17 protein-coding genes are annotated in these 20,332 nt (G+C 51.5%); all 17 read right to left on the reverse strand.

Annotated features, from left to right (window positions below; genetic code table 11):
* Window positions 1–9: 9 nt before the first annotated feature.
* Window positions 10–903, reverse strand: coding sequence for a F0F1 ATP synthase subunit gamma (locus IT392_03680; GenBank protein ID MCC6543586.1), 894 nt, complete (start codon window positions 901–903; stop codon window positions 10–12).
* Window positions 900–2,450: an alternate F1F0 ATPase, F1 subunit alpha gene (locus tag IT392_03685; GenBank protein ID MCC6543587.1), complete on the reverse strand. Its 1,551-nt coding sequence runs from the start codon at window positions 2,448–2,450 to the stop codon at window positions 900–902. The genes IT392_03680 and IT392_03685 overlap by 4 nt, the downstream gene beginning before the upstream one ends.
* Window positions 2,447–3,241 (reverse strand): F0F1 ATP synthase subunit delta, encoded by a 795-nt coding sequence (locus IT392_03690; GenBank protein ID MCC6543588.1) that lies wholly within the window; start codon window positions 3,239–3,241, stop codon window positions 2,447–2,449. The genes IT392_03685 and IT392_03690 overlap by 4 nt, the downstream gene beginning before the upstream one ends.
* 4 nt (window positions 3,242–3,245) lie before the next feature.
* Entirely contained in the window at window positions 3,246–3,527 is a 282-nt protein-coding gene (locus IT392_03695) for a F0F1 ATP synthase subunit C (protein ID MCC6543589.1), read from the reverse strand.
* Between the two features lie 31 nt (window positions 3,528–3,558).
* On the reverse strand, window positions 3,559–4,254 hold the full coding sequence (locus IT392_03700; GenBank protein MCC6543590.1) for a F0F1 ATP synthase subunit A: 696 nt from the start codon (window positions 4,252–4,254) through the stop codon (window positions 3,559–3,561).
* Complete coding sequence (locus IT392_03705; GenBank protein MCC6543591.1) at window positions 4,244–4,558, reverse strand: ATP synthase subunit I; 315 nt, start codon at window positions 4,556–4,558, stop codon at window positions 4,244–4,246. Before IT392_03705 ends, IT392_03700 begins: the two co-directional genes overlap by 11 nt.
* Window positions 4,551–4,886: an AtpZ/AtpI family protein gene (locus IT392_03710; protein MCC6543592.1), complete on the reverse strand. Its 336-nt coding sequence runs from the start codon at window positions 4,884–4,886 to the stop codon at window positions 4,551–4,553. The genes IT392_03705 and IT392_03710 overlap by 8 nt, the downstream gene beginning before the upstream one ends.
* Window positions 4,879–5,268: a F0F1 ATP synthase subunit epsilon gene (locus IT392_03715; protein ID MCC6543593.1), complete on the reverse strand. Its 390-nt coding sequence runs from the start codon at window positions 5,266–5,268 to the stop codon at window positions 4,879–4,881. Before IT392_03715 ends, IT392_03710 begins: the two co-directional genes overlap by 8 nt.
* A gap of 51 nt (window positions 5,269–5,319) precedes the next feature.
* On the reverse strand, window positions 5,320–6,735 hold the full coding sequence (locus IT392_03720) for a F0F1 ATP synthase subunit beta (GenBank protein ID MCC6543594.1): 1,416 nt from the start codon (window positions 6,733–6,735) through the stop codon (window positions 5,320–5,322).
* A gap of 156 nt (window positions 6,736–6,891) precedes the next feature.
* Window positions 6,892–8,307, reverse strand: a complete 1,416-nt coding sequence (gene gndA, locus IT392_03725; protein MCC6543595.1) for an NADP-dependent phosphogluconate dehydrogenase — start codon at window positions 8,305–8,307, stop codon at window positions 6,892–6,894.
* A 46-nt stretch (window positions 8,308–8,353) separates the two neighbouring features.
* Window positions 8,354–11,431 carry an efflux RND transporter permease subunit gene (locus IT392_03730; GenBank protein MCC6543596.1) on the reverse strand — a complete coding sequence of 1,026 codons (3,078 nt, stop codon included), beginning with the start codon at window positions 11,429–11,431 and terminating at the stop codon, window positions 8,354–8,356.
* Window positions 11,428–12,486 carry an efflux RND transporter periplasmic adaptor subunit gene (locus IT392_03735; protein MCC6543597.1) on the reverse strand — a complete coding sequence of 353 codons (1,059 nt, stop codon included), beginning with the start codon at window positions 12,484–12,486 and terminating at the stop codon, window positions 11,428–11,430. Before IT392_03735 ends, IT392_03730 begins: the two co-directional genes overlap by 4 nt.
* On the reverse strand, window positions 12,483–13,766 hold the full coding sequence (locus IT392_03740) for a TolC family protein (GenBank protein MCC6543598.1): 1,284 nt from the start codon (window positions 13,764–13,766) through the stop codon (window positions 12,483–12,485). Before IT392_03740 ends, IT392_03735 begins: the two co-directional genes overlap by 4 nt.
* Window positions 13,767–13,921: 155 nt before the next feature.
* Complete coding sequence (locus IT392_03745; GenBank protein MCC6543599.1) at window positions 13,922–15,346, reverse strand: virulence factor family protein; 1,425 nt, start codon at window positions 15,344–15,346, stop codon at window positions 13,922–13,924.
* A gap of 141 nt (window positions 15,347–15,487) precedes the next feature.
* Window positions 15,488–18,037 carry an alpha-glucan family phosphorylase gene (gene glgP, locus IT392_03750; GenBank protein ID MCC6543600.1) on the reverse strand — a complete coding sequence of 850 codons (2,550 nt, stop codon included), beginning with the start codon at window positions 18,035–18,037 and terminating at the stop codon, window positions 15,488–15,490.
* 171 nt (window positions 18,038–18,208) lie between these two features.
* A complete protein-coding gene (locus IT392_03755) occupies window positions 18,209–19,618 on the reverse strand; it encodes a HAMP domain-containing protein (GenBank protein ID MCC6543601.1) in 1,410 nt (469 codons plus the stop codon).
* A complete protein-coding gene (locus tag IT392_03760) occupies window positions 19,618–20,295 on the reverse strand; it encodes a response regulator transcription factor (protein MCC6543602.1) in 678 nt (225 codons plus the stop codon). The genes IT392_03755 and IT392_03760 overlap by 1 nt, the downstream gene beginning before the upstream one ends.
* Window positions 20,296–20,332: the final 37 nt, after the last annotated feature.

Below are 20,332 nucleotides of genomic sequence, written 5' to 3' on the forward strand. Positions count from 1 at the left end.
CTGTGCAAATCATTTTCCCTCTGCGCTCAGCGCTTCGAAACCGGAGATGACTTCAAACAGTTCTTCGTCTATGCCGCTCTGGCGCAGACGATGGAAAACCCCGCCAAGGTTTTCCAGCAATTCGCCGATGTTTTTGTCGGCGCGCTGCATCGCCGCCAGGCGGCTCGCGTTCTCGCTCGCGAGGGATTCTGCGCACGCCCGGAAGAGCGAGACAAAAAGATATTCCCTGATAAGCGCCCGCAAGGTCACAGTTCCTGAGCTCATGACCTCGGGCAAGTTTATAGTCGGCCAGGGAAGTCCGGCGTGCTTGCTTCGCCAGTTATCGTCCAGCGGCAGCAGTTTCTGACTGACGGGTGTATAAATAGCCTCGTTCCCGGGGCGATTGTGGAATAAGTAGAGTTCGGCAACCTCATCCCGGCCTCGTTGCGCCTCACTTTCCACGAGGATCCGCCCGACCAGCGGGGTGATTGCCTTGACGGAATTAGGCACGGTGTAGAGTCCCATCGGCGGAAGGCCCGCATCTGCCAGACGCGCATGGACGCGCTCTCCGACGGCCCAGATAACGGGTTTCGCAGGCAGCGCAGACAGTGTTTCTATAGCAAAATTTGCAACCACATCATTAAACTGGCCAACCAGTCCCTGGTCTGAACCGAACACAACGGCAGTGATCGCACCTGAAACTGTTTGTCTATTCCGTTCCGGAATTACCGTCCTCGGACCGCTTTCCCGAAAGCACGCAACCAACCCCAGCTCCACTGTACGATAGTAGTCGCCCAACGCGCGCACCGATTGCTCGTACTGTCCTATGCTCGACGCGGCTATGGCCTTCATAGTTCGGACGACGGACTGGAGATCCCCGGCTCTTGTGATCTGTCGGCGCAGACTCGCCGTGGTGTCGCTCATGATTTCTCTCCGGATTTAGGATTGGATTGGAAATCAGCGAGAGCTTTGCGGGCGATTTGGATGATCGTTTCACGATCCTCGTCGCTCAATTTATCAGCGGTATCTATGCGACCGAACACTTCGGCCGGAATATCCGCAGCCTCCTGCAGGGCACGCTCGGCGTCAGTCATACGGTCAATTGGCACGCTGTCAAACAGTCTTGCGGTCAAAGCCAGCAGGACAGTGATTTGCGCGGGCACGGACGCGGGGACTGATTCAGGCTGTTTAAAACAGGTGCGAATACGCCTACCGTGCTCGATGATCTTGCGGGTGTCTGCATCCAGGCGTGCCCCGAACCGGGAAAAGGTTTCGAGTTCCTCAAACTGCGCAAAGGCCAGCTTGAGGTCTCCCGCCACTTCACGGTAGGCCGCCCGCTGCGCCTTGCCGCCGACGCGCGAAACGGATTTTCCGACATCTACCGCTGGAAGCACGTCCAATTCAAACAGAGATGGAGAGAGGTAGATCTGCCCATCCGTAATAGATATCAGGTTGGTCGGAATATATGCGGAAATGTTTTGCGCTTCAGTCTCGACAATGGGCAGGGCCGTGAGAGAACCTCCGCCGAGTTCTTTTCGCAAGTGCGTAGCCCGTTCAAGCAGCCGAGAGTGGATATAAAATATGTCGCCGGGAAAGGCCTCGCGACCGGGTGGACGTCGCAGCAATAGAGATAGTTCGCGGTATGCGCGGGCATGATGGGTAAGGTCGTCATAGACGATCAGCACATCCCGGCCCTCTTCCATGAAAAACTCCGCGATGCTGGTAGCGGCGTAGGGAGCAACGTATGAGAGTCCCGGCGGGTCGTTGCCCTCGGTCACGACGATTACTGTGTAATCCATCGCTCCCCTTTCCCGCAATGTTGCCACGGCCTTAGCCACGGCAGATGAGCGTTGACCTATAGCGCAATAGACACAAAGGACATTTTGTCCGCGCTGATTGAGGATTGTGTCTATGGCAATAGCGGACTTGCCCGTCTGGCGGTCGCCGAGAATCAACTCGCGCTGTCCGCGCCCAACTGGAATGAGCGCATCAATGACTTTTATACCGGTCTGGAGAGGAGCCGTAACGGGCGCACGATCCATGATGGACGGGGCGGGGCGTTCGACGGGCAGGCGCTTGCTGGAGGTCAGCACACCTTTGCCATCGAGAGGACGTCCCAGCGGGTCAACGACGCGCCCCAGCAATTCATCGCCCACGGCCACGTCCATTACCCGGCCCGTGCGCTGGACTTCATCCCCGGCATGGAGATGCCAGCATTCGCCGAGCAGAACAACTCCGATCTCGTCCGCGTCCACATTGAACGCTATGCCAGACACATCACCGGGAAATATCACCAATTCATCATAGCCCACGCCGGGAAGACCCGACACCTTGGCGATGCCGGTGGCGACGCTTGTGATCGTGCCCACCTCCCGTGGCATCAGTTGCGGTGTGAATGCTTCCCGTGCCTGGCGCATTCCGGCAAACGCTCTGTCAATAATGGTTTGAAGGCTCTCGGGCTCCATATTCATTGACTCTCTTTTTCAGACTTAGGCATGGCATCGGAATTCTCCTGCAGAAGTTCTTCGATACCCTTTTCCAGCGACGACAAGTAATCCGCGATGTTCCACGCCACCTTTTGTCCATTCGTGAAGAGTTCTATGCCGCCGATCAGGTCCGGCGCGGTCTCGAACCGGACGGGGATTTTAGTAGAAAAGGTTTCGTTGATCGCTTTTTGTATCGTCTCGCGTTGCTCAGCAGGCAAATCAAATGCGCTGCGTACGAGCGCTGGCCCGAATGCCGATTTAAGAGACTCGGCGAGATCCGACTTAGCCTGGCCATCCATTTCACGCAATCGTTGAGTGAACACTTCACTCATTCGCTCTTCCAGACTCGTCGTTGCAAGATCCGCCAGAGCCTTTCGTGCGATGGCAAATACTTCCTGCTGTGTCCGGAGGCTGATTGCCTGATGTAAGTTATGTTCGTCAATTCTCATCTTGTCCATCCGCATGGCAGCCATGGCATCGGCCGCCGCCCGAGCCTCTTTGAGGAGCCGCTGATGTTCGGCTTCAGCATCGTCTGTCGCTTTGCTCAAAAGCACCTCACGTTGATGGTCGAACTCCTCATTCCTGCGCCGGAACTCGTCGCGCTCCTTTCGGGCCTCTTCCTTTTTCTTGTCGGCATTCGCAAGCTCCGCGACGATCCTCTTCTCCCGCTCATCAATTGCGCTGAGAATGGGTTTGTAAAGGAAGCGTTTCATCAGCCACACCAGGATGAGAAAGTTGAGAGCCTGTGCTCCAACCGTGAACCAATCGATTAACACAGGTTTACTTTCCTGTACCCTGGGCTATGACGTAGTTCCAGAACGGATTGGCGAAGATGAGAATCATCGAGACCACGAAGCAGTAAATTGCCGTGGACTCAATCATCGCCAGACCCACGAACAATGTCCGGGTAATGGTAGCGGAGGCATCGGGCTGCTGGGCCAGCGAACTCAGAGCCGTTGTGACCGCCCTTCCTTCCGCCAGAGCAGGCCCCATGGTACCGAAGGCGGTGGTGATTCCGGCAATGACGATTGATGCCACCGCGATAATAGTCATGTTATCCATTGTTTCTCCTTTTGTTGTTATTGTTAATGTCTCACTTTTTTACCGTCTTTTCAGGCTTTGGCTTACGGACTTGAGTGGCTGCCGCAATGTACACCGTGGCCAGGATTGAGAAGATATAGGCCTGAACCATGCCGGTAAGCAGGCCGAGCCCCGTCATGACGACCGGGAAGATAAAGGGCGCAATAGTTACCAGAATACCGATGATCATCGCCCCGCTCATCATGTTGCCGAATAAACGTACTGCCAGGGCCAGTGTACGCGAAATCTCGCTGATGAGGTTAAAAGGCAGCATGATGAACGTCGGTTTTACATAGGATTTGAGGTAGTTGCCAACCCCCTGTTCCTCGATTCCGAAGAAGGGCACGGCAACAAACACGCACAGCGCTAGAGCAGCCGTTGTCGAGAGCGAGCCGGTCGGCGGCTCGCAGCCGGGAATGACGGTGGAGAGACTGGATGCGGCAACGAACAGAAAGAGAGTTCCCAGAAAACCGAGATATCTCCTCGGCTTACTCAGGCCTACCTCTTCAATTTGCTTCTCGATGCTGGTAACGACGATCTCCACAAGGTTCTGCCAATGAGAACGTTTCATATCTGTGGTAAATTTGCGCGTAATGACCTTAGAACCTGCGGCCAGTGCGAGCATCAATCCCCACGTGAAGACAATGGTGCCGTTGAGTTTGAGAAATCCGTGTTGCCAGAAGACTATCTCATCGGGACTAAGGCGTATGACCGACCTCCTTCTCCGGGGATTTGTAGTGTTCGACCGGCGATCCGGTAAGCCGCGTCACGATAAAACGCGCAATGACAAATCCAAGGATACACACCAGCAGCCGCTCCCAATGACCGCCGGAAACAAAATAAAATCCAGCCAGGGCTACGCTTGTTCGCAGCAACAGACTGCCGAAGAACCAAAACGCCGGATGTTTGGACGAAATCCCCTTCTTAATCGTCCACCAAAGGCTATAAAAAAACATCGCACCAAGCAAACCGCCGGTCATCAAAGCCAACACCAGACTCAAAACTTCAATCATCATTGTCCTCCTGTTCATCCCGTATTGCCCTGTCTTCCCTGGCCACCCAATGCCATGCATTCAAACAACCGATGACGAGGCCTGCGACCAGCAGGGTCAACGTCCAGGAATGGCCTCCAGGATAGCGCTTGTCCAGCCAGATGCCGAGCAGCGCTCCGAGCAGCGTCGGGACCACCACCGACCAGCCGATAAGCCCCATCATGCCCAGGCCGAACCAGACACCCTGGGTTGATTTACGCGCCTTGAGTTTACGATCCGCCTTTGCTCCGACCTCCTGACTGAGAGACGGCTTCGGCTTCAAGTGCTTATTTTGCGATTTTTCAATCATGCCTAAACTCCACCAAACGCCGGATGAAACCGCTCTCCATTTTTGCTATCACTGAGCGAACGATCTGCTCCCGTTCGTTCAGGTTCAGAAACTCCTGCTCCACCGCCTCACGCAATTTGCCGAGATCCGTTCCACTGATTGCGTTTCGCACGGAGACGAACACGTCCATTCCGGTCTTGACCAACACCCCTTCATCTACGGCCACGTACACCTCCCTTTTTTCGTCATTTTCGTAGATCAGTATCCCGGGCGCCAGCGCCGCCGCACAATCGAGTCGGTGAGGCAAGAGACCGAACGAGCCCTCGCTGGTCTCTGCAACGATGCGCGAAACGCCGCTATTCTCTGCAAAAACTCCAAACGGCAGGAGAATCTTAAGGTTCATGAGCGTCGGCTGCTGCATGCTCGACCTCCTGTTCAGATCTCAGGTGCGGTTTCATAACGGATCCTGCTGCGGGAGGCCTGATTTCGCTTTTCCCTTGACTTCACTAATCGTCCCAATCATGTAGAGCGCGCTCTCCGGGTAGTCTTTGAATTCATCGGCCAAAATTCTTTCACAGCCGTCAAGCGAGTCTTTGCGGCTGACTAACTTTCCTTTGAGGCCGGTAAATTGCTCTGTTGCGAAAAACGGCTGAGTAAGAAATCTCTCCAGACGCCTGGCGCGCGCGACCAGCTTTCGGTCGTCAGGGGACAATTGCTCCAGACCGAGCATGGCGATAACGTCCTTGAGGTCCTCATACTGAGCGAGTGTCCGCCTGATTTCCTTTGCCAGCCGATAATGCCTGTCACCCACAATTCCTGGCGTCGCCATTTTGGAATTGGATTGCAGCAGATCAATAGCCGGGTAAAAGCCTTCACCCGCCCGCTTGCGCGAAAGCACGATGGAGGCCGATAGATGCGAAAAAGTATGCACCGCCGCCGGATCGGTCAGATCGTCCGCCGGCACATACACTGCCTGAATGGACGTGATAGCTCCTGCATCGGTGTTGGCGATGCGCTCCTCCAACCGCGACAGCTCAGTGCCCATGGTGGGCTGATAGCCCAAACGCGACGGCATTTGACCCATTAAACCGGACACCTCCATACCAGCCTGGATGAAGCGGAAAATATTATCAATCAACAACAGCACATCGCGGTGCTCGTCGTCCCGGAAATACTCGGCCATCGTAAGCGCCGCATGGCCCACGCGGCACCGGCTGCCCGGCGGCTCGTTCATCTGACCGAACACCATCACCATGTTCGGCAGCACACCGGCTTCCTTCATCTCCCGGTAAAGCTCCTCACCTTCCCGGCACCGTTCGCCTATCCCGCAAAAAATACTTACACCCTCCTGGTGTTTGATCATATTGTGGATCATTTCAGTGAGCAACACCGTCTTGCCAACCCCCGCCCCGCCGAAAAGACCGGCTTTTCCGCCGCGCTCAAGCGGCACCAGCACGTCAATGACCTTGATTCCCGTTTCGAAGATCTCGGATTTGGTGGAACGCCGTTCAAGCGGAGGCGGAGACTGGTGCACCGGTCTCCATTGAACATCGCCGGGTACCGCTTTACGGTCTATGGCGTTCCCGAACACATCGAACATTCGCGATAGAATTCCCTTACCGACCGGCGCCTTCAACGGTCCGCCTGTGTCTTCCACCACAATTCCGCGTGCGAGGCCCTGGGTTGGGGTCAGAGCGATCCCTCGCACATGACGATCATCCAGTTGAGCTAACACCTCAATGGCAATTTTCCCCTCATGTGCATACAGTAAAGAATAAATGGGCGGCAAATGTGTGTCGAACCGTATATCCACGACGCTGCCCCGTACCGAGACCACCGCACCATGGTTCCGTTGTTTGAGCATATTCATGGGTCAGCCCCCTTCTCCAGTTGCTGATATACGGTATGTCGTTGCAATGATTGCAGAAGTAACCCTAATTTTACCTTATTTCCAGAGGTGAGTGCAAACAGTTAAAGCGCACCCCAATGCTCTATAAATGAATATGGCATTAAACCGCTTCTTCAATTAACCATGTTCCCAGTTTGTATGGAAATAACGATTCTCATCAACACGCTCGTAAGTGTGTGCGCCGAAATCATCACGCTGGGCTTGTATCAGGTTTGCGGGAAGCCAGGCGCTGCGGTATGAATCGAAATAGGCAAGGGACGCCATCAGTCCTGGAACTGGAATACCAAGTCTTGCAGCCTGGCCTACGACAGAGCGCAAATCTTCATCTTTGGAAATAACTACCTTGCTAAGATATTCATCATTGAGCAGGTTCGGCAGATCAGGGTGAGATTGAAACGCAGCCCGGATATCTTCGAGTAACGCGGCCCGGATAATGCAGCCGCCACGCCAGATGAGCGCCACATTTTCCAGTTCTATATTGAAGTCATATTTTTGGGAGGCAATGCGAAGCTGAGCCAAACCCTGGGCATATGTGATTATCATTGAGGCATAGATTGCGCCTTTGAGCCGGGTAAGAAATACAGCCTGATCACCGTCAAATTGCGGAAGGTGCAATACAAGTTTACTGCTGGCTGTCTCTCGTTCAGTTTTCATGGCTGACATATTTCTAACGGCGACAGCTGCATCTATTACCGGTATAGGAACCCGTATGTCCATAGCATCTTGTGATGCCCACATCCCTGTGCCTTTTTGTCCGGCTTTATCCAGGATCATATCGAGGAGCTTCTTCCCGGTTCGTTCATCAACCTTACGGAAAATGTTTGACGTTATTTCTATCAGATACGAATTGAGTTCGGCATCATTCCATTGACTATAAACAACAGATAACTCATCATCAGACAGTTTAAGGCCGCGTTTCATCAGGTCGTAAGATTCAGCTATCAACTGCATCAAACCGTATTCGATTCCATTGTGGACCATTTTGACGTAATGACCAGCTGAACCCGGCCCGAGATAGGCAGAACAGGGCACTCCTGCCACGCGTGCTGCAATTGCCTCAAAGACAGGTCTGACACGCTCGTAGGCTTCTTTAGGACCACCCGGCATAAGGCTTGGACCGTGCCTCGCTCCTTCCTCGCCGCCGGATACTCCGACCCCCATATACAATATTCCGATTTCAGCAAGCGACTTCGAACGCAGGTCCGTATCTTTGAAATGTGAGTTGCCTGCATCAATGATGAGATCGCCTCTTTCTATCTCAGGCATCAAATCATTGATCACGTTGTCAACCACTTTCCCGGCAGGGACCATCATCATAATGATACGCGGTCTGGAAAGTGCGCTGACAAATTCCTTCAGTCCTTTCGCGGCATGGATTGCACGGCTTCCGGTCTCTGTTTGAAGTTTCAGAACCTTTGACAAATCCTTATCATAACCGCTGACTGAGTACCCATGATCCGCTATATTTAGTGTCAGGTTGCGCCCCATTACGCCAAGACCAATCATTCCGATTTCATATGTTTGTTGTCTCATATCTTTTTCTCCTCTGATTTATTTCGAGTTCTTAGAAGCCTTTCCGTCATAGTCCGGACCGTGATTGCCTTATACGCGTTTTCGAATTATTTAAAACGAAATTAAGTAATAAGTAAAGTGCAGGCATAACCATCAGAACGAGCGGTACAGCCAATAAAAGTCCCGATATGATGGCAATTGCAAGAGGAGCCTGCATCGCAGATCCGGAGCCAATTTTTAAAGCCAGAGGCATGAGCGCCAGAATAGCTATAATAGATGTCATGAGGATTGGGCGCATTCTCATGATTCCTGCGGTTATAAGCAGACCGGGTTCATTTACAGTAATATCATCGAGCTCGGCAAAATAGAAGATGGCGATCTCAGTAACGATGCCAACTATCATTGTGATGCCCATCATCGCAGAGATGTTAAGCTCGGTGCCTGTAAGCCAGAGACCGAGAAAAGAGCCGCTCAGCGAAAGGAGGGTCGTAAAAAGGATGCTCAGTACCACCACAAACCGTTCATAGAGGAAAAGCAGGAGAATCCCCACCAGTAGAACAGCACTTACAAAAACCATAAGCAGGTCACGAAAAGACTTCTGTTGCTCCATGTACAGCCCGCCGTACTCGATATAGCTCCCCACCGGCAGCTTCATCCCGCTCATAGAGGACTTTATGTCCCTCATGGTCGAGCCCAGGTCCCTCCCTTCTATTCGGCCTGTCACGGCGATCATTTGCTTAAGATTCTCACGGTCTACCTGGACCTGTCCTTCAGCAATACTTATGCTCGCCACCCTCTTTAAGGGCAGGTAGTGACCGCCCGGAGACTTTAGAAGCAGTTCATCAATTAGCTGTATGCGGTCACGCAGGTTCGAAGGCGGCCAGACCCTCACGCCCACCATCTTTTCTCCGGACTGAACCTGGCTGGCAACATCTCCACCGAGCTGTTCGCTGATCTGCCCGGTCACGGCATCCGGATCAAGACCTTCGAGGGCTGCCCTGACCCTGTCAATACGTATTTCGATAGCATCTCCGACTATTTTTATGCCGTCAAAGACCTCTACAACTCCAGGTATCCTGCCTATACGTTCTGCCACCTGAGGGGCTATTTTCATGAGTACAGAAGGGTCGTCGCTGAAAATCTTGATCTCTATAGGCTGGGGTACCGCAGTCAGGTCTCCGATGAGGTCTTCCATGAGCTGGAGGGTCTCTATCCTGAGCCCCGGAACTCCGGTCTCAATTCGTCTTCGGACCTCGGACATGATGGTCTCGATGTCCCTTCGCGGGAATGGCTTAAGATGTATAAAAAAATCTCCTTCGTTAGCCTCAGTCAGACCTCCTCCCAATTGCAGTCCTGTACGCCTTGAGTAGGTATCTACTTCCGGCGTATTGGTGACAATCTCCTCTACCTGACGCAATAGCCTGTCCGTTTCAGACAGAGATGTGCCAGGAGCGGCCTTGTAGTCGAGAATAAAACCACCTTCGTCCATGTGCGGCATGAAGCCCGAACCTACCCGTGAATATGAGATGTAGCCAGCGGCGCAGAGCAATATGATGATGGGCAGGACCAGGCGGTTCCGTTTTAGAAAGCCGCTCATAAGCAGGCTGTATTTCCTGTGCATGTACCTCAGCATCCTGCCGGCCGTTTCCATGCGCTCGGCATCTCTACTTTTCAAAAAGATATCACCTAACAAAGGAATAGCCAAAAAGGCCACAAAAAAAGATATGACAAGGCTGGAGGCCATCGTGACGGCTAACGCCTTGAAAAAGCCGCCCGTAACCCCGCCCAGGAATGCAAGGGGAAGAAAGACAATAACGGTTGCAAGAGATGACCCGGATAGCGGTCTCAACATCTCAGTAGCCGCGCTCAGTACCGGTCCGTGCGCTGGCTTTTCTCCTTTTTCCCCTTCACTCATCCGTCGCATGATGTACTCGACCATCACCACCCCGTCATCAACTATCAGACCTACTGCCGCTGCCATGCCGCCAAGCGTCATGATATTGAAACTCATATTGAGTGCGTGCAGAAGAAGCACCGTGGCCGCCAACACGCTCGGAAGGACAACGGCTATGATCAGTGTGATCCTCAGATTACGCAGAAAGAAAAAGAGTATAAGTGCTGCGAGCGCCGCACCTATTAAAATGGCATCGCGTACGCTGATGGCGGACGAGACCACCAGCTCGGACTGGTCGTAGTAAGGTTTTATACTTATGTCCGCCGGAATCTGGCCGCTGAAATCAGACAAACGGGCTCTTACACTCCTCACTATCGCGACCGTGTTGTCCCCCGGCTGCTGCATAACGTTCATGAGTACGGCGTCCCTGCCATTTGCCGTGACGCGGCTCCACTGCGGGATATAGCCAGAGTGCACATCAGCGACATCTCCAAGCTCTACTATGCCATTGGCGCCGCTTTTCAAAATAGTATGTCTGATGTCGTCAAGGTTTTTAAGGCTTGTATCAGAGAGCACCAGATAAAGACGATAATGGTCTTCTATACGACCTACAGCCGTCACTACGTTGTTTGCTGAGAGCGCCATAGCAACGTCCTTGAGGGTGAGTCCCGATGCCCTCAGCCGCGCCGGATCTGCCATCACCTGGTATTCTGCCTGATTTCCTCCCAGTATTTCCACCCCGGCGATCCCGGGTATGGACGAGATCAGCGGCCTTATCTGGAAGTAGGCGAAATCCCGAAGGCTGACGGGCTCCCGGTCGTTCGATGTGAGCGAAAGACCCAGAACAGGGAAGACAGTCGGGTCCATTCGCCTGGCCGAGAAAGACGTGCCGGCTGGCAGGCTGGAAAGCTCCCGGCTTACGGCTGATTCTACCTGCAGAAGCGCCGCCGTCATATCGCTTCCCCAGGCTAAGTTCACCGAAAGGTCTGCCGAACCGCGGCTGCTCGTGGAGCGGATCCCCTGCACATCAGGGACGCTCCTCAGAGCCTGCTCGAGAGGCTGTACTATCTCCACCACCATTCTGTCAACCGGGCGATCCCCTGAGTCTATGCTTACTACGATACGTGGAAACCGGATATCTGGAAATAGAGCTACCGGCAGGCTCCCTGATGTAAATACACCGCCAACGACGAGTACCACAAGAAGAAAAAGCAGTGAGCGGGTATGTCTCTGAAGCCATGGACCGATCATTTATGACTTTCCTGACGTATGGCCATTCCATCGTCCAGTTCGTAGTTTCCAGACGTAACAACCATCTCGCCGGCAGAAAGACCTTTGCGTATCTCCACGAACTTTCCGTTGTCCTCTCCGGCATCTACCCAGCGCAGATGCGCCTTGCCCTTATCGGCCACGAAGACGTAGGCCCTGCTGTTTTTGTAGAGGACGGATTCACGTGGTATGGCAAGTGCGCTGACACCCGACTTTATAGCAATTTCACCACGGACCATAGCCCCGGGTAGTATCCCTGTCGAAGTTTTCAGGGGCACTACCGCATCCACAAGGCGTGTATCGGGGTCAACCTTCCGGTAGACCTGACTTATAGTCCCCTTAACCTGAGAAGCCCCTGGATACAGAGGGGTTATATCTACACGCTGACCCTCGCGGACGTGTTCTATGTCTTCCACCTCCACGCCGAACCTGACCCGCAGCTTGTTCGGGTCAGCCAGATGCAGCAGCACTACATCCGGAGCGACGATCTGACCTTCTTTTACGCTAAAAGATTCCACGACTCCATTCATTTCAGAACGCAGGGTAAGTCCGGAGTTGCCAATGTTTCGCTTGCTTACATTCGCAAGGATAGCCTCTGCCTTTGCCAGTACCTGCTCCGCTGCCTGTACCTCTGCATTAGTGGCAAGATTACTCGATCGAAGACTGATCAAACGGTCCAGATCTTTACGGGAGTATTCCTTAGCTATTCTTGCGCTTTCTATTTCGAGACTGGCATTAGCTGTCGGCCGGACTGTAATAAGGGGGGTACCTTTACGAACCTGCTCCCCTGCAGTGACGAAGACTCGCGTTACGATCCCCTCGCCTCGCAAACTCAATTCCCTGGTATACTCCGGTGAAAACTCTACTGTGCCATATGCGGTAATGCTTTGCGACATCGGTATTGAATTAACGGTGGCAAGGCGAACAAGTACTACACTTCCTGTAATAGTCCCTTCCTCAGCAACCGTGGTCGCATCAAAAAACCAAATACTGAATAAAACCATGAGCAGAAGCCTTGTAACTATTTTGGGTATCATTTGTCAGTCTTCTCCTTCTCCATGAAATGCAATGGAGCGCCAGCTGCAAGCTGCAAAGCTATCAGCTGCTCAGAAGCGGCCTGCTCAAGGTACAGAAGCTTCAGCTCCTTGTCCAGCAGCGCTGCACGTACCGCTTCATAGCTGACTGAATCCACGTCTCCCCTTTCCATAGCAATACGCATGGCATCCTCTGAGCGTCTCAATGCGGGCAGCTCTTCATTCACAGCCGCTCTTTGGCGGTTAATATTTGAAATGTCCGTTGTCAGTCTTGAGATATCAGAGCGTGCCTGATGCAGCCTGGCAGCGTACTCCACTCGTAGTTGAGAGCGGGTGGCCCTGGCAACTGCAATAGCCCCCCGATTACGGGTAAATACCGGGATATCGATACTGACGCCTATCCCCACGGTATTTTCATTGCCTGTACCACGTGCGCGGCTAAAACCGAGGTTGAAGCCCGGGTACTGTCCCAGGATGGACACGTGAAGCCTTTCTTCCTGGGCTTCATAACCTTTCTGAAGGGCAATCAGATCAAGACGCTCATGACTGGCAAAAGCAAATATATCAATGGCATTTAGAGAAGGTATCTCATGAATTGGCCTCACATCAATGGATACCGATTCCTCAGGAGGCAGCCCCAGAAGATAGTTCAACTCCTGTCTGGTTGCTTCTTTTTCCCTTGAAAGGGCAAGGGCTGTGTCATGTGTGTCTACATATGCGGCCTGTCTTAATCCCACCACGTCTATTTTTGCATCTCCGTGCTCGATACTTCTGCGCGCAGCCTCCAGCAGTTGGAGTTCGAAGGCCAAAGCCTCGTTAGCGACAGATTCCCTTTTACCCAGATACACCATGCGTTCAGCGAGGAGTTGGGCCTGGTTTGCCACCATCCACTCCTGCCATGCTACATCATAATGGGTCTGCTCGCTTTCTGCAATGGCTGCACGGCGCTCTGACGATCGGGTTATAATGCTGCCAATGTTCCAGCTTAAAGCAACGTTATAGGCGTTCACAAGGCCCTGGGTCGAGCCTATTGGATGATCAAGGCCGGCAGAGAGTTGAGGGTCAGGCAATAGTCCTGCGCTGAAGACCTGGGCCCCGGCAACCTCCTCTCTGGCCCTCACGGCCTTGAGGTCCGGATTGACAAGCACCGCTATTACGGACAGCTCGTCAGGAGTGAGGGGTCTTGAGAAGTCCAGCACGATTGAAGCAATTCTCGGGTGGCGAAAGCTTGCAGCCTCACTCGCAAGCTCTTTTTTATCAGGAACGGCAATGGCTTCTTTCAAACCTTTATCCGTGAGAGGTGCGGGGTTATAAACGGCGCAGCCCACTAATATGATGCTTAAAAATGTCATGAAAACAGGTTTATTTATCGCCCTCCAAAATAACCTTATTTGTTCCAATGCTAACATCATTATAAATGATTTCATCAGCTCATGCGTCACCGTATTTCCCTCAGGATCGTATCGCCCAGTTTTTTGTAGTCTCCTCCGTAATGGTGCCCGCCCTTGAGTGGAATAATATCAGCTTTATCCATTTTCAACACTCTGCAAAGCGAATCATTCTCTTCCTCTCCATAAAAACAGAGGATTTTTTTTACTTTTATTTTTTCTACTTCAGGAAGAACAGGCGCCGCCGTCTTTCGTGACGACCTGCCCAGCCAATCGGTTACGTGAAACTCAAAGTCCACTTCATGTCCCGGACCGACAAGGACAGCCAACGGAACATGTCCAAGGATTTCAGCCGGCAACCTGTTAATCATAAAAGGAAGTACGTCCGCCCCCAATGAATATCCAATCAAAACCGCATTCTCCTTATTCCATGCAGTGAGGTAATGGTTCAGCACTCTGTTAAGATCGTCTGCGGCTGTATCAGGTGTGCGTCTTGACCAGAAGTATTGAAGCGAATTAAACCCGACAACGTCAATATCACTGTTCGACAAAATGTCTCCTATTTCACGATCAATATTTGCCCACCCGCCGTCTCCGGAAATAATAACTGCCATGGTTTTCCTGTTGTTCTGTCTTGCCCGTACCTCAACCAGCGGCAGGTCTTTAAGATCTTCAACTTCTGCATACTTTTGCTGATCCTGTTTTTCAACCAGACTCCTGAACGCCTTCCTGAACTGCGGCATCCAGTGACCCGTCACTGAGAAGCCATGACCGACTCTGGGTAACAGTACCATCTCACCTCTGTCAACCTTCTTGACATACGCCTCAACATCCATTGCATTACAGACCTGATCAATATCACCCTGAAAGGCAATCCAGGGAATACTGAGATTCTTTGCCGGCAGAAAACTAAATCCTTTACCATGAGGACCCGTAGTCCATTCCAGTCCACTACCTCTGCAAAAAGGCTTATTCAGCGGCAGGTCAGGACAGAATCCAAGGCTAATGGCCCCCCGAAAGGTGCCAGGCGGTGACTGGACAATTGTCGCATAAACAAGGGTTGCTCCGGATGAATACCCGACAAGGATTGGAGGAATATATCTGGGAAAGTCAAGCTTCTTCTGAACGAATTTGCTTAATAGCTCAAAGTCCCCGGCAGGATATGAACACTTATCCTGATTACCTGACAGCTCCTTCAAATAATGAGTAATATCAACTCCTATCACCAGGGCATCCAGCGTGGCGAGTTCTCTTGCCATATCAACTACGCCAAGATTCCATCCCCCATCACCGGAAACGAATATAACGACCTGAGAAGGATGGACAGACTGCTGATAAAGTGTGACCTTGCCAAAAATGCCATACTCCAGGGTCGTCTCAGCAGCATAGCTATAATTAATCGCAAAAAGGATTACAGCCAGGGTAAACAATGACCTTTTCAACAAAGGGGAATAGAGGGAACAGGAACAATTCATTTAGCAATAAGATCCTATAAAATAAGGCTTACAATGAATGCTGAGCTGAATCGCAAAACCATACTGGCAAAGATCGCAAGCATATATCCATAGCTCGCCGGATATTAACATATCTGCCGTCTTTCTCCGGTTCGAGTTTGTTCACCGCTGCCAGAGAATGTGACCATCCTCCATGGGAACCGAAACTCCGGAGCTGTGCGGTATCATACGCACCGTATAGTCCTTCTCCGGTCGGTCCGCAGGCACCGCAGCGCTGTAAATGTAGCCGCCCGACGCACCCGACGACGTGTTGCTGACGCGCTTCATCTCCTGCCGAACCATACCAACGCCGTTGACTCCGTCGGCATAAAGCTCTACACGCACTGCTGCCGGGTCGAGGTCATTGAGATAGACCTGAACCTCGAATAAATGCTGGTTCCCTTTGGTCTCCATCTTCATTTCACCTAAGCGGAGTGTCCCCCATTTTTGCTGGATCGTATGCTGCCACTCAACCACCTGTCTTCCAACGGCACCTTTATCAGCAGCTCGTTTACGATAGTTTATGGCAGCAGGAAGGTAGTGTTGCTCAGTATATTCACGCACGGAGCGGTTGGCGGAAAAGCGAGGTGTCAACAGCGCCATGCTTTCCCGCATCCTGGCCAGCCAGTCCCTGGGGATGCCATCTTTGTCCCGGTTATAGAACTCTGGAATTACCTCGTGTTCTAACAGGTCGTAGAGTGCCCCTGCTTCAACTGCATCCCAGACCGGATCGTCGTCATGTTCCAGGCCGTCTCCCAATGCCCATCCCACTTCTGGCGTGTAGGCCTCTGCCCACCAGCCGTCCAATTCCGATAAATTTATACCGCCATTGACGAGGACCTTCATTCCGCTTGTACCGCAAGCCTCCCAGGGCCGGCGCGGAGTGTTGATCCAGACATCTACCCCCTGCACCAGGTGTTCAGTCAGCAGCATGTCATAGTCACTCAGGAAGATCACACGGCTGCGCGCCTCAGGCTGTTTGATGAAATGGTTCCACTGCTGTATCATAGACTGTCCCGCCTGGTCCTCCGGATGGGCCTTGCCGGCAATGATAAGCTGCACCGGGCGCTCCGGACTGGTTAACAGGCGAAGCAATCGTTCCGGATCATGCAACAATAGATTTGGTCTCTTATAGGTTGCGAAGCGCCTGGCAAAGCCCAGGGTCAATGAATTGGGATCAAATAAATGCTTCGTCCCGGCAACCTCCACTGTGGACGCACCGGAAGCAGCCAGTTCCCTGGACAAACGCTCACGAGCATATTCAACAAGAGACTTGCTTGCCGCAATACGAAATTGCCAAAGTCTGGTGTCGGAGATAAGGTAAATGTCCTTCGCGAGGGTTTCCGTCGTCCACAGCCAGCGATCTTTTCCACAGGCTTCCGTCCAAAGATCGTCGGCCGGCGCCGAGTCCCAGCTCGGCATGTGAACTCCGTTGGTCACATGTCCTACCGGCACTTCGTCTATCGGCCAGCGCGGAAAAAGAGGCTCAAAGAGCTGCCTGCTTACTTTTCCATGCAGGCGGCTTACCCCATTGACCGCACCGCTTCCGCGGATTGCCAGATAGGCCATGTTGAAACTCTCCGATGGGTCGTTCGGATTCTGACGGCCCATGGCGAGCAAGTCGTGGAGTGATATGCCGAGCTTCTGTTCGGCATATCCACCCAGGTATTGCTCGATGAGGGCCGGATCAAAGCGGTCAAAGCCGGCAGTCACTGCCGTGTGAGTGGTAAAGAGATTACCAGCTCTGGTGACAGCCAGTGCGACTTCGAAGGGCTGTCCGGTCTCATTCATAAAACTCCGGGCTCGTTCCAAAATGGCGAAGGCAGCATGTCCCTCATTCAGATGACAGACCTCCGGCTTAATACCAAGTGCGCAAAGAAGGCGCCATCCGCCAATCCCAAGCATCATCTCCTGTTTCAGCCTTAACTCCGGTCCTCCCCCGTAGAGCTCACTGGTAATGCCACGGTGAGCGGGAAGGTTCGCAGGGTCATTGCTGTCAAGCAGGTAAAGGCGCACCCGGCCGACCTGGACCTGCCAGGCGCGCAGCCAGACCGGGTATCCGGGCAAGTCGAGCTTCAGCCGCAACCACTCCCCATTCGCCTGACGGAGCGGTGTGATGGGCAATTGTCCCGGATCATTGTAGGGGAAAAGGGCCTGTTGCGCTCCCTCTTTGTCTATCACTTGCCGGAAATAACCTTGCTGGTAAAGCAGTCCCACACCTACCACCGGCACTCCCAGATCACTCGCCGATTTGAGCTGATCGCCTGCCACATTACCAAGTCCGCCGGAATAGATTGGCAGCGCTTCACTCAACATGAATTCCATGCTGAAATATGCAGCACAGGTAAGTTGAGACTTCGAATGCTCTTGCTGAAACCATGCAGGGGTTTTCGCTGCCTTACGCATGGCGTGCAAGAGGTCATCCACTATTTTGCGGAAATATGGATCGGATAATACTCTCTTAAGCTTATCCCTGGAAACCGTCTGCAGAACCGCCCAGGGGTTGTACGTAAGCTCCCACAGATCAGGATCAAGCTGCTGCCAGACTTTATCAGCAGTATGACTCCACGACCAGCGCAGATCAAGGGCAAGCTCGGCCAGGGATTCGAATCCCTCGACTTCCGCGGGCAGAAGGCTGTATATCGGATGTCTGACACCTGTTCTATTGCTCACTTTCGCTCCTTTCTTTTCCTGTCTATTATACTCTCATGCCTTGATCCAACTCAAGCCGCTTAGCGTATTGTATACGAAGATTGCAGAGCGTGATAAGGTCTTTCTCCTTTTCATGATAACTGTTATGAATAATATTACCCTGTTTTCATGTGTGATTACAATGAGTATCAATTAGACTGATTGTGGGAGCCTGACCCTGAATGTACTCCCGGCATTGACCTCACTTTCTGCTTCAATTAATCCTCCATGTGACCTGACAATAAGCTGACAGATGGAAAGGCCCAATCCGCTCCCCGCATTTTTTCGGGTGCTGTCATTATCTACACGGTAAAATCTCTCAAAAATGTGCGGCAGGTCTTCAACGGGAATGCCGATGCCATTATCGCTGACTTCCACAACTGCCCATTTCGACTCCAGATAAAGAGAGACATCAATATTACCTTTCTGATCTGTATATTTGACGGCATTATCAAGCAGGTTAAAAAAGAGTTGATATAAACGCATCTTGTCTGCCTGTATAGATACCGGAGTCAGCCCTTTGATATTGATTTTCTGTTTTTTTATTGACGCCATCATGCCGGCATCGGTGATTACTTCCTGCAATAGTTCATCCAGTTGCAGTGTAGTAAAATCAAAATTTGTTTGTATCGCCTCAACTTGACTAAGCATTAACAGGCTGTTAATTGTATGACTCAGCCTGGAGATTGTTTCAACATCCTGAACAAGTTTTTCCTTCATCGTTAGTGTCAACCCGGGATTATTCAATTCATTCTCCCAGTGAGCACGCAGTATGGACAAGGGTGTCTTAAGCTCGTGAGCGGCGTCTGCCATAAACTGTTTCTGACTCTCAAATGCCTCCTGCAGACGTCCCAGCAGGCTATTGAGTACCATTGAAAGTTGCCCTAATTCATCCTCCTTATGATGAACGATGATCCTCTCACCCAAATTACTATGGCTGATCTGATTTGCCTTTTGGGTAATTTTGTTTATAGGATTCAGGAGCTGGCGCGTAAGAAAATAACTGCCGGTCCCGACCAGTATGAGGGTCAAAACAATTCCTCCAAGCAGCACTCTCAGCAATTTCTCCATGGATTCTTTAATTCTTTCAATCGGCACCCCAACTATGACCTCCCCTATTAGATGATTTTTATAATACATCGTTCGTGAAATAGCCCTGAATGTAATCTCCCCTTTTACATTCGAACTGAAAAATGAGATGTTTCCCGGCACCCTGACATCAATTGTAAAGGCTTTCTTAGTCCTGTCTTTGGCGCCATGTACTTCGAATGATATGATTCGTGTCATAGGGGAGGCAAAGATGGTATTTCCAGAGGTATCATGGACAATGACATAATATTCCAGATAGCGGTTTAAGTTGTCCGGAGAGATGGTCAGGCTGATAAACTCATTAAAAAACGGGTCATAGGCTCTTTCAATGGAATCGGCAATATAATTGAGTTCGTCATCAATAGCCCTGAATAAAAAACTTCTCATGCCCCAGTATGCCCCAAGACTGAACATAAGCACGATGGCAAGCGTGATCGTAATATAGAGCAGGGTCAGCCGCAGACGGATCTTCATTATTCATCCCTGATGAGATAACCTACTCCACGAATCGTTTGAATGAGCCTCTTTTCTTTGTCATCATTAATCTTCTTACGGAGGTTTTTGATATGTACATCCACAAAGTTGGTCATCGAAAAGAGATCGAAACTATCCCCCCAGACATGTTCTGCAATTGAAAGCCGTGACAATAAGCGGTTCTTATTGTAAAGAAGAAATTCCAGGATTGCATATTCTTTTGTGGTCAGATTCACAAGTCTCCCTGAAATTGTGACCTGGTGAGTATTCGTATTGACTTCAAGGTCTCCGGCGCTCAGTGCAGCGGACTTCACTTCACTTGTACGCCTCAATAAAGATCTGGTCCTGGCCAGTAGTTCCGGAATAGCAAAAGGCTTCGTTAAATAATCATCTGCGCCCGCATCAAGTCCAATTACTTTATCTTCAACGTTATTTCTGACAGTCAGCAAAAGAACCGGGACTGTTAACCTCCCTTTGCGAACTTCTTTTAACACCTCGATTCCATTCATTTTAGGAAGTAATACATCCAGTATAATCAGGTCGTATTCTTCCTCAAAAGCCTTATCGAGTCCGTCCATTCCATTGGATGCTATTCCAACATGATAGCCTTCACTCTCTAAAATATTCCTGACCTGTGAGGCCAGTGCCTCCTCATCTTCGACGACCAAGATTCTCATTTTTATTCCTGAATCTATATTATACAAAATATCATCG

This window comes from Nitrospirota bacterium (assembly GCA_020846775.1).
Lineage (GTDB): Bacteria > Nitrospirota > 9FT-COMBO-42-15 > HDB-SIOI813 > HDB-SIOI813 > RBG-16-43-11.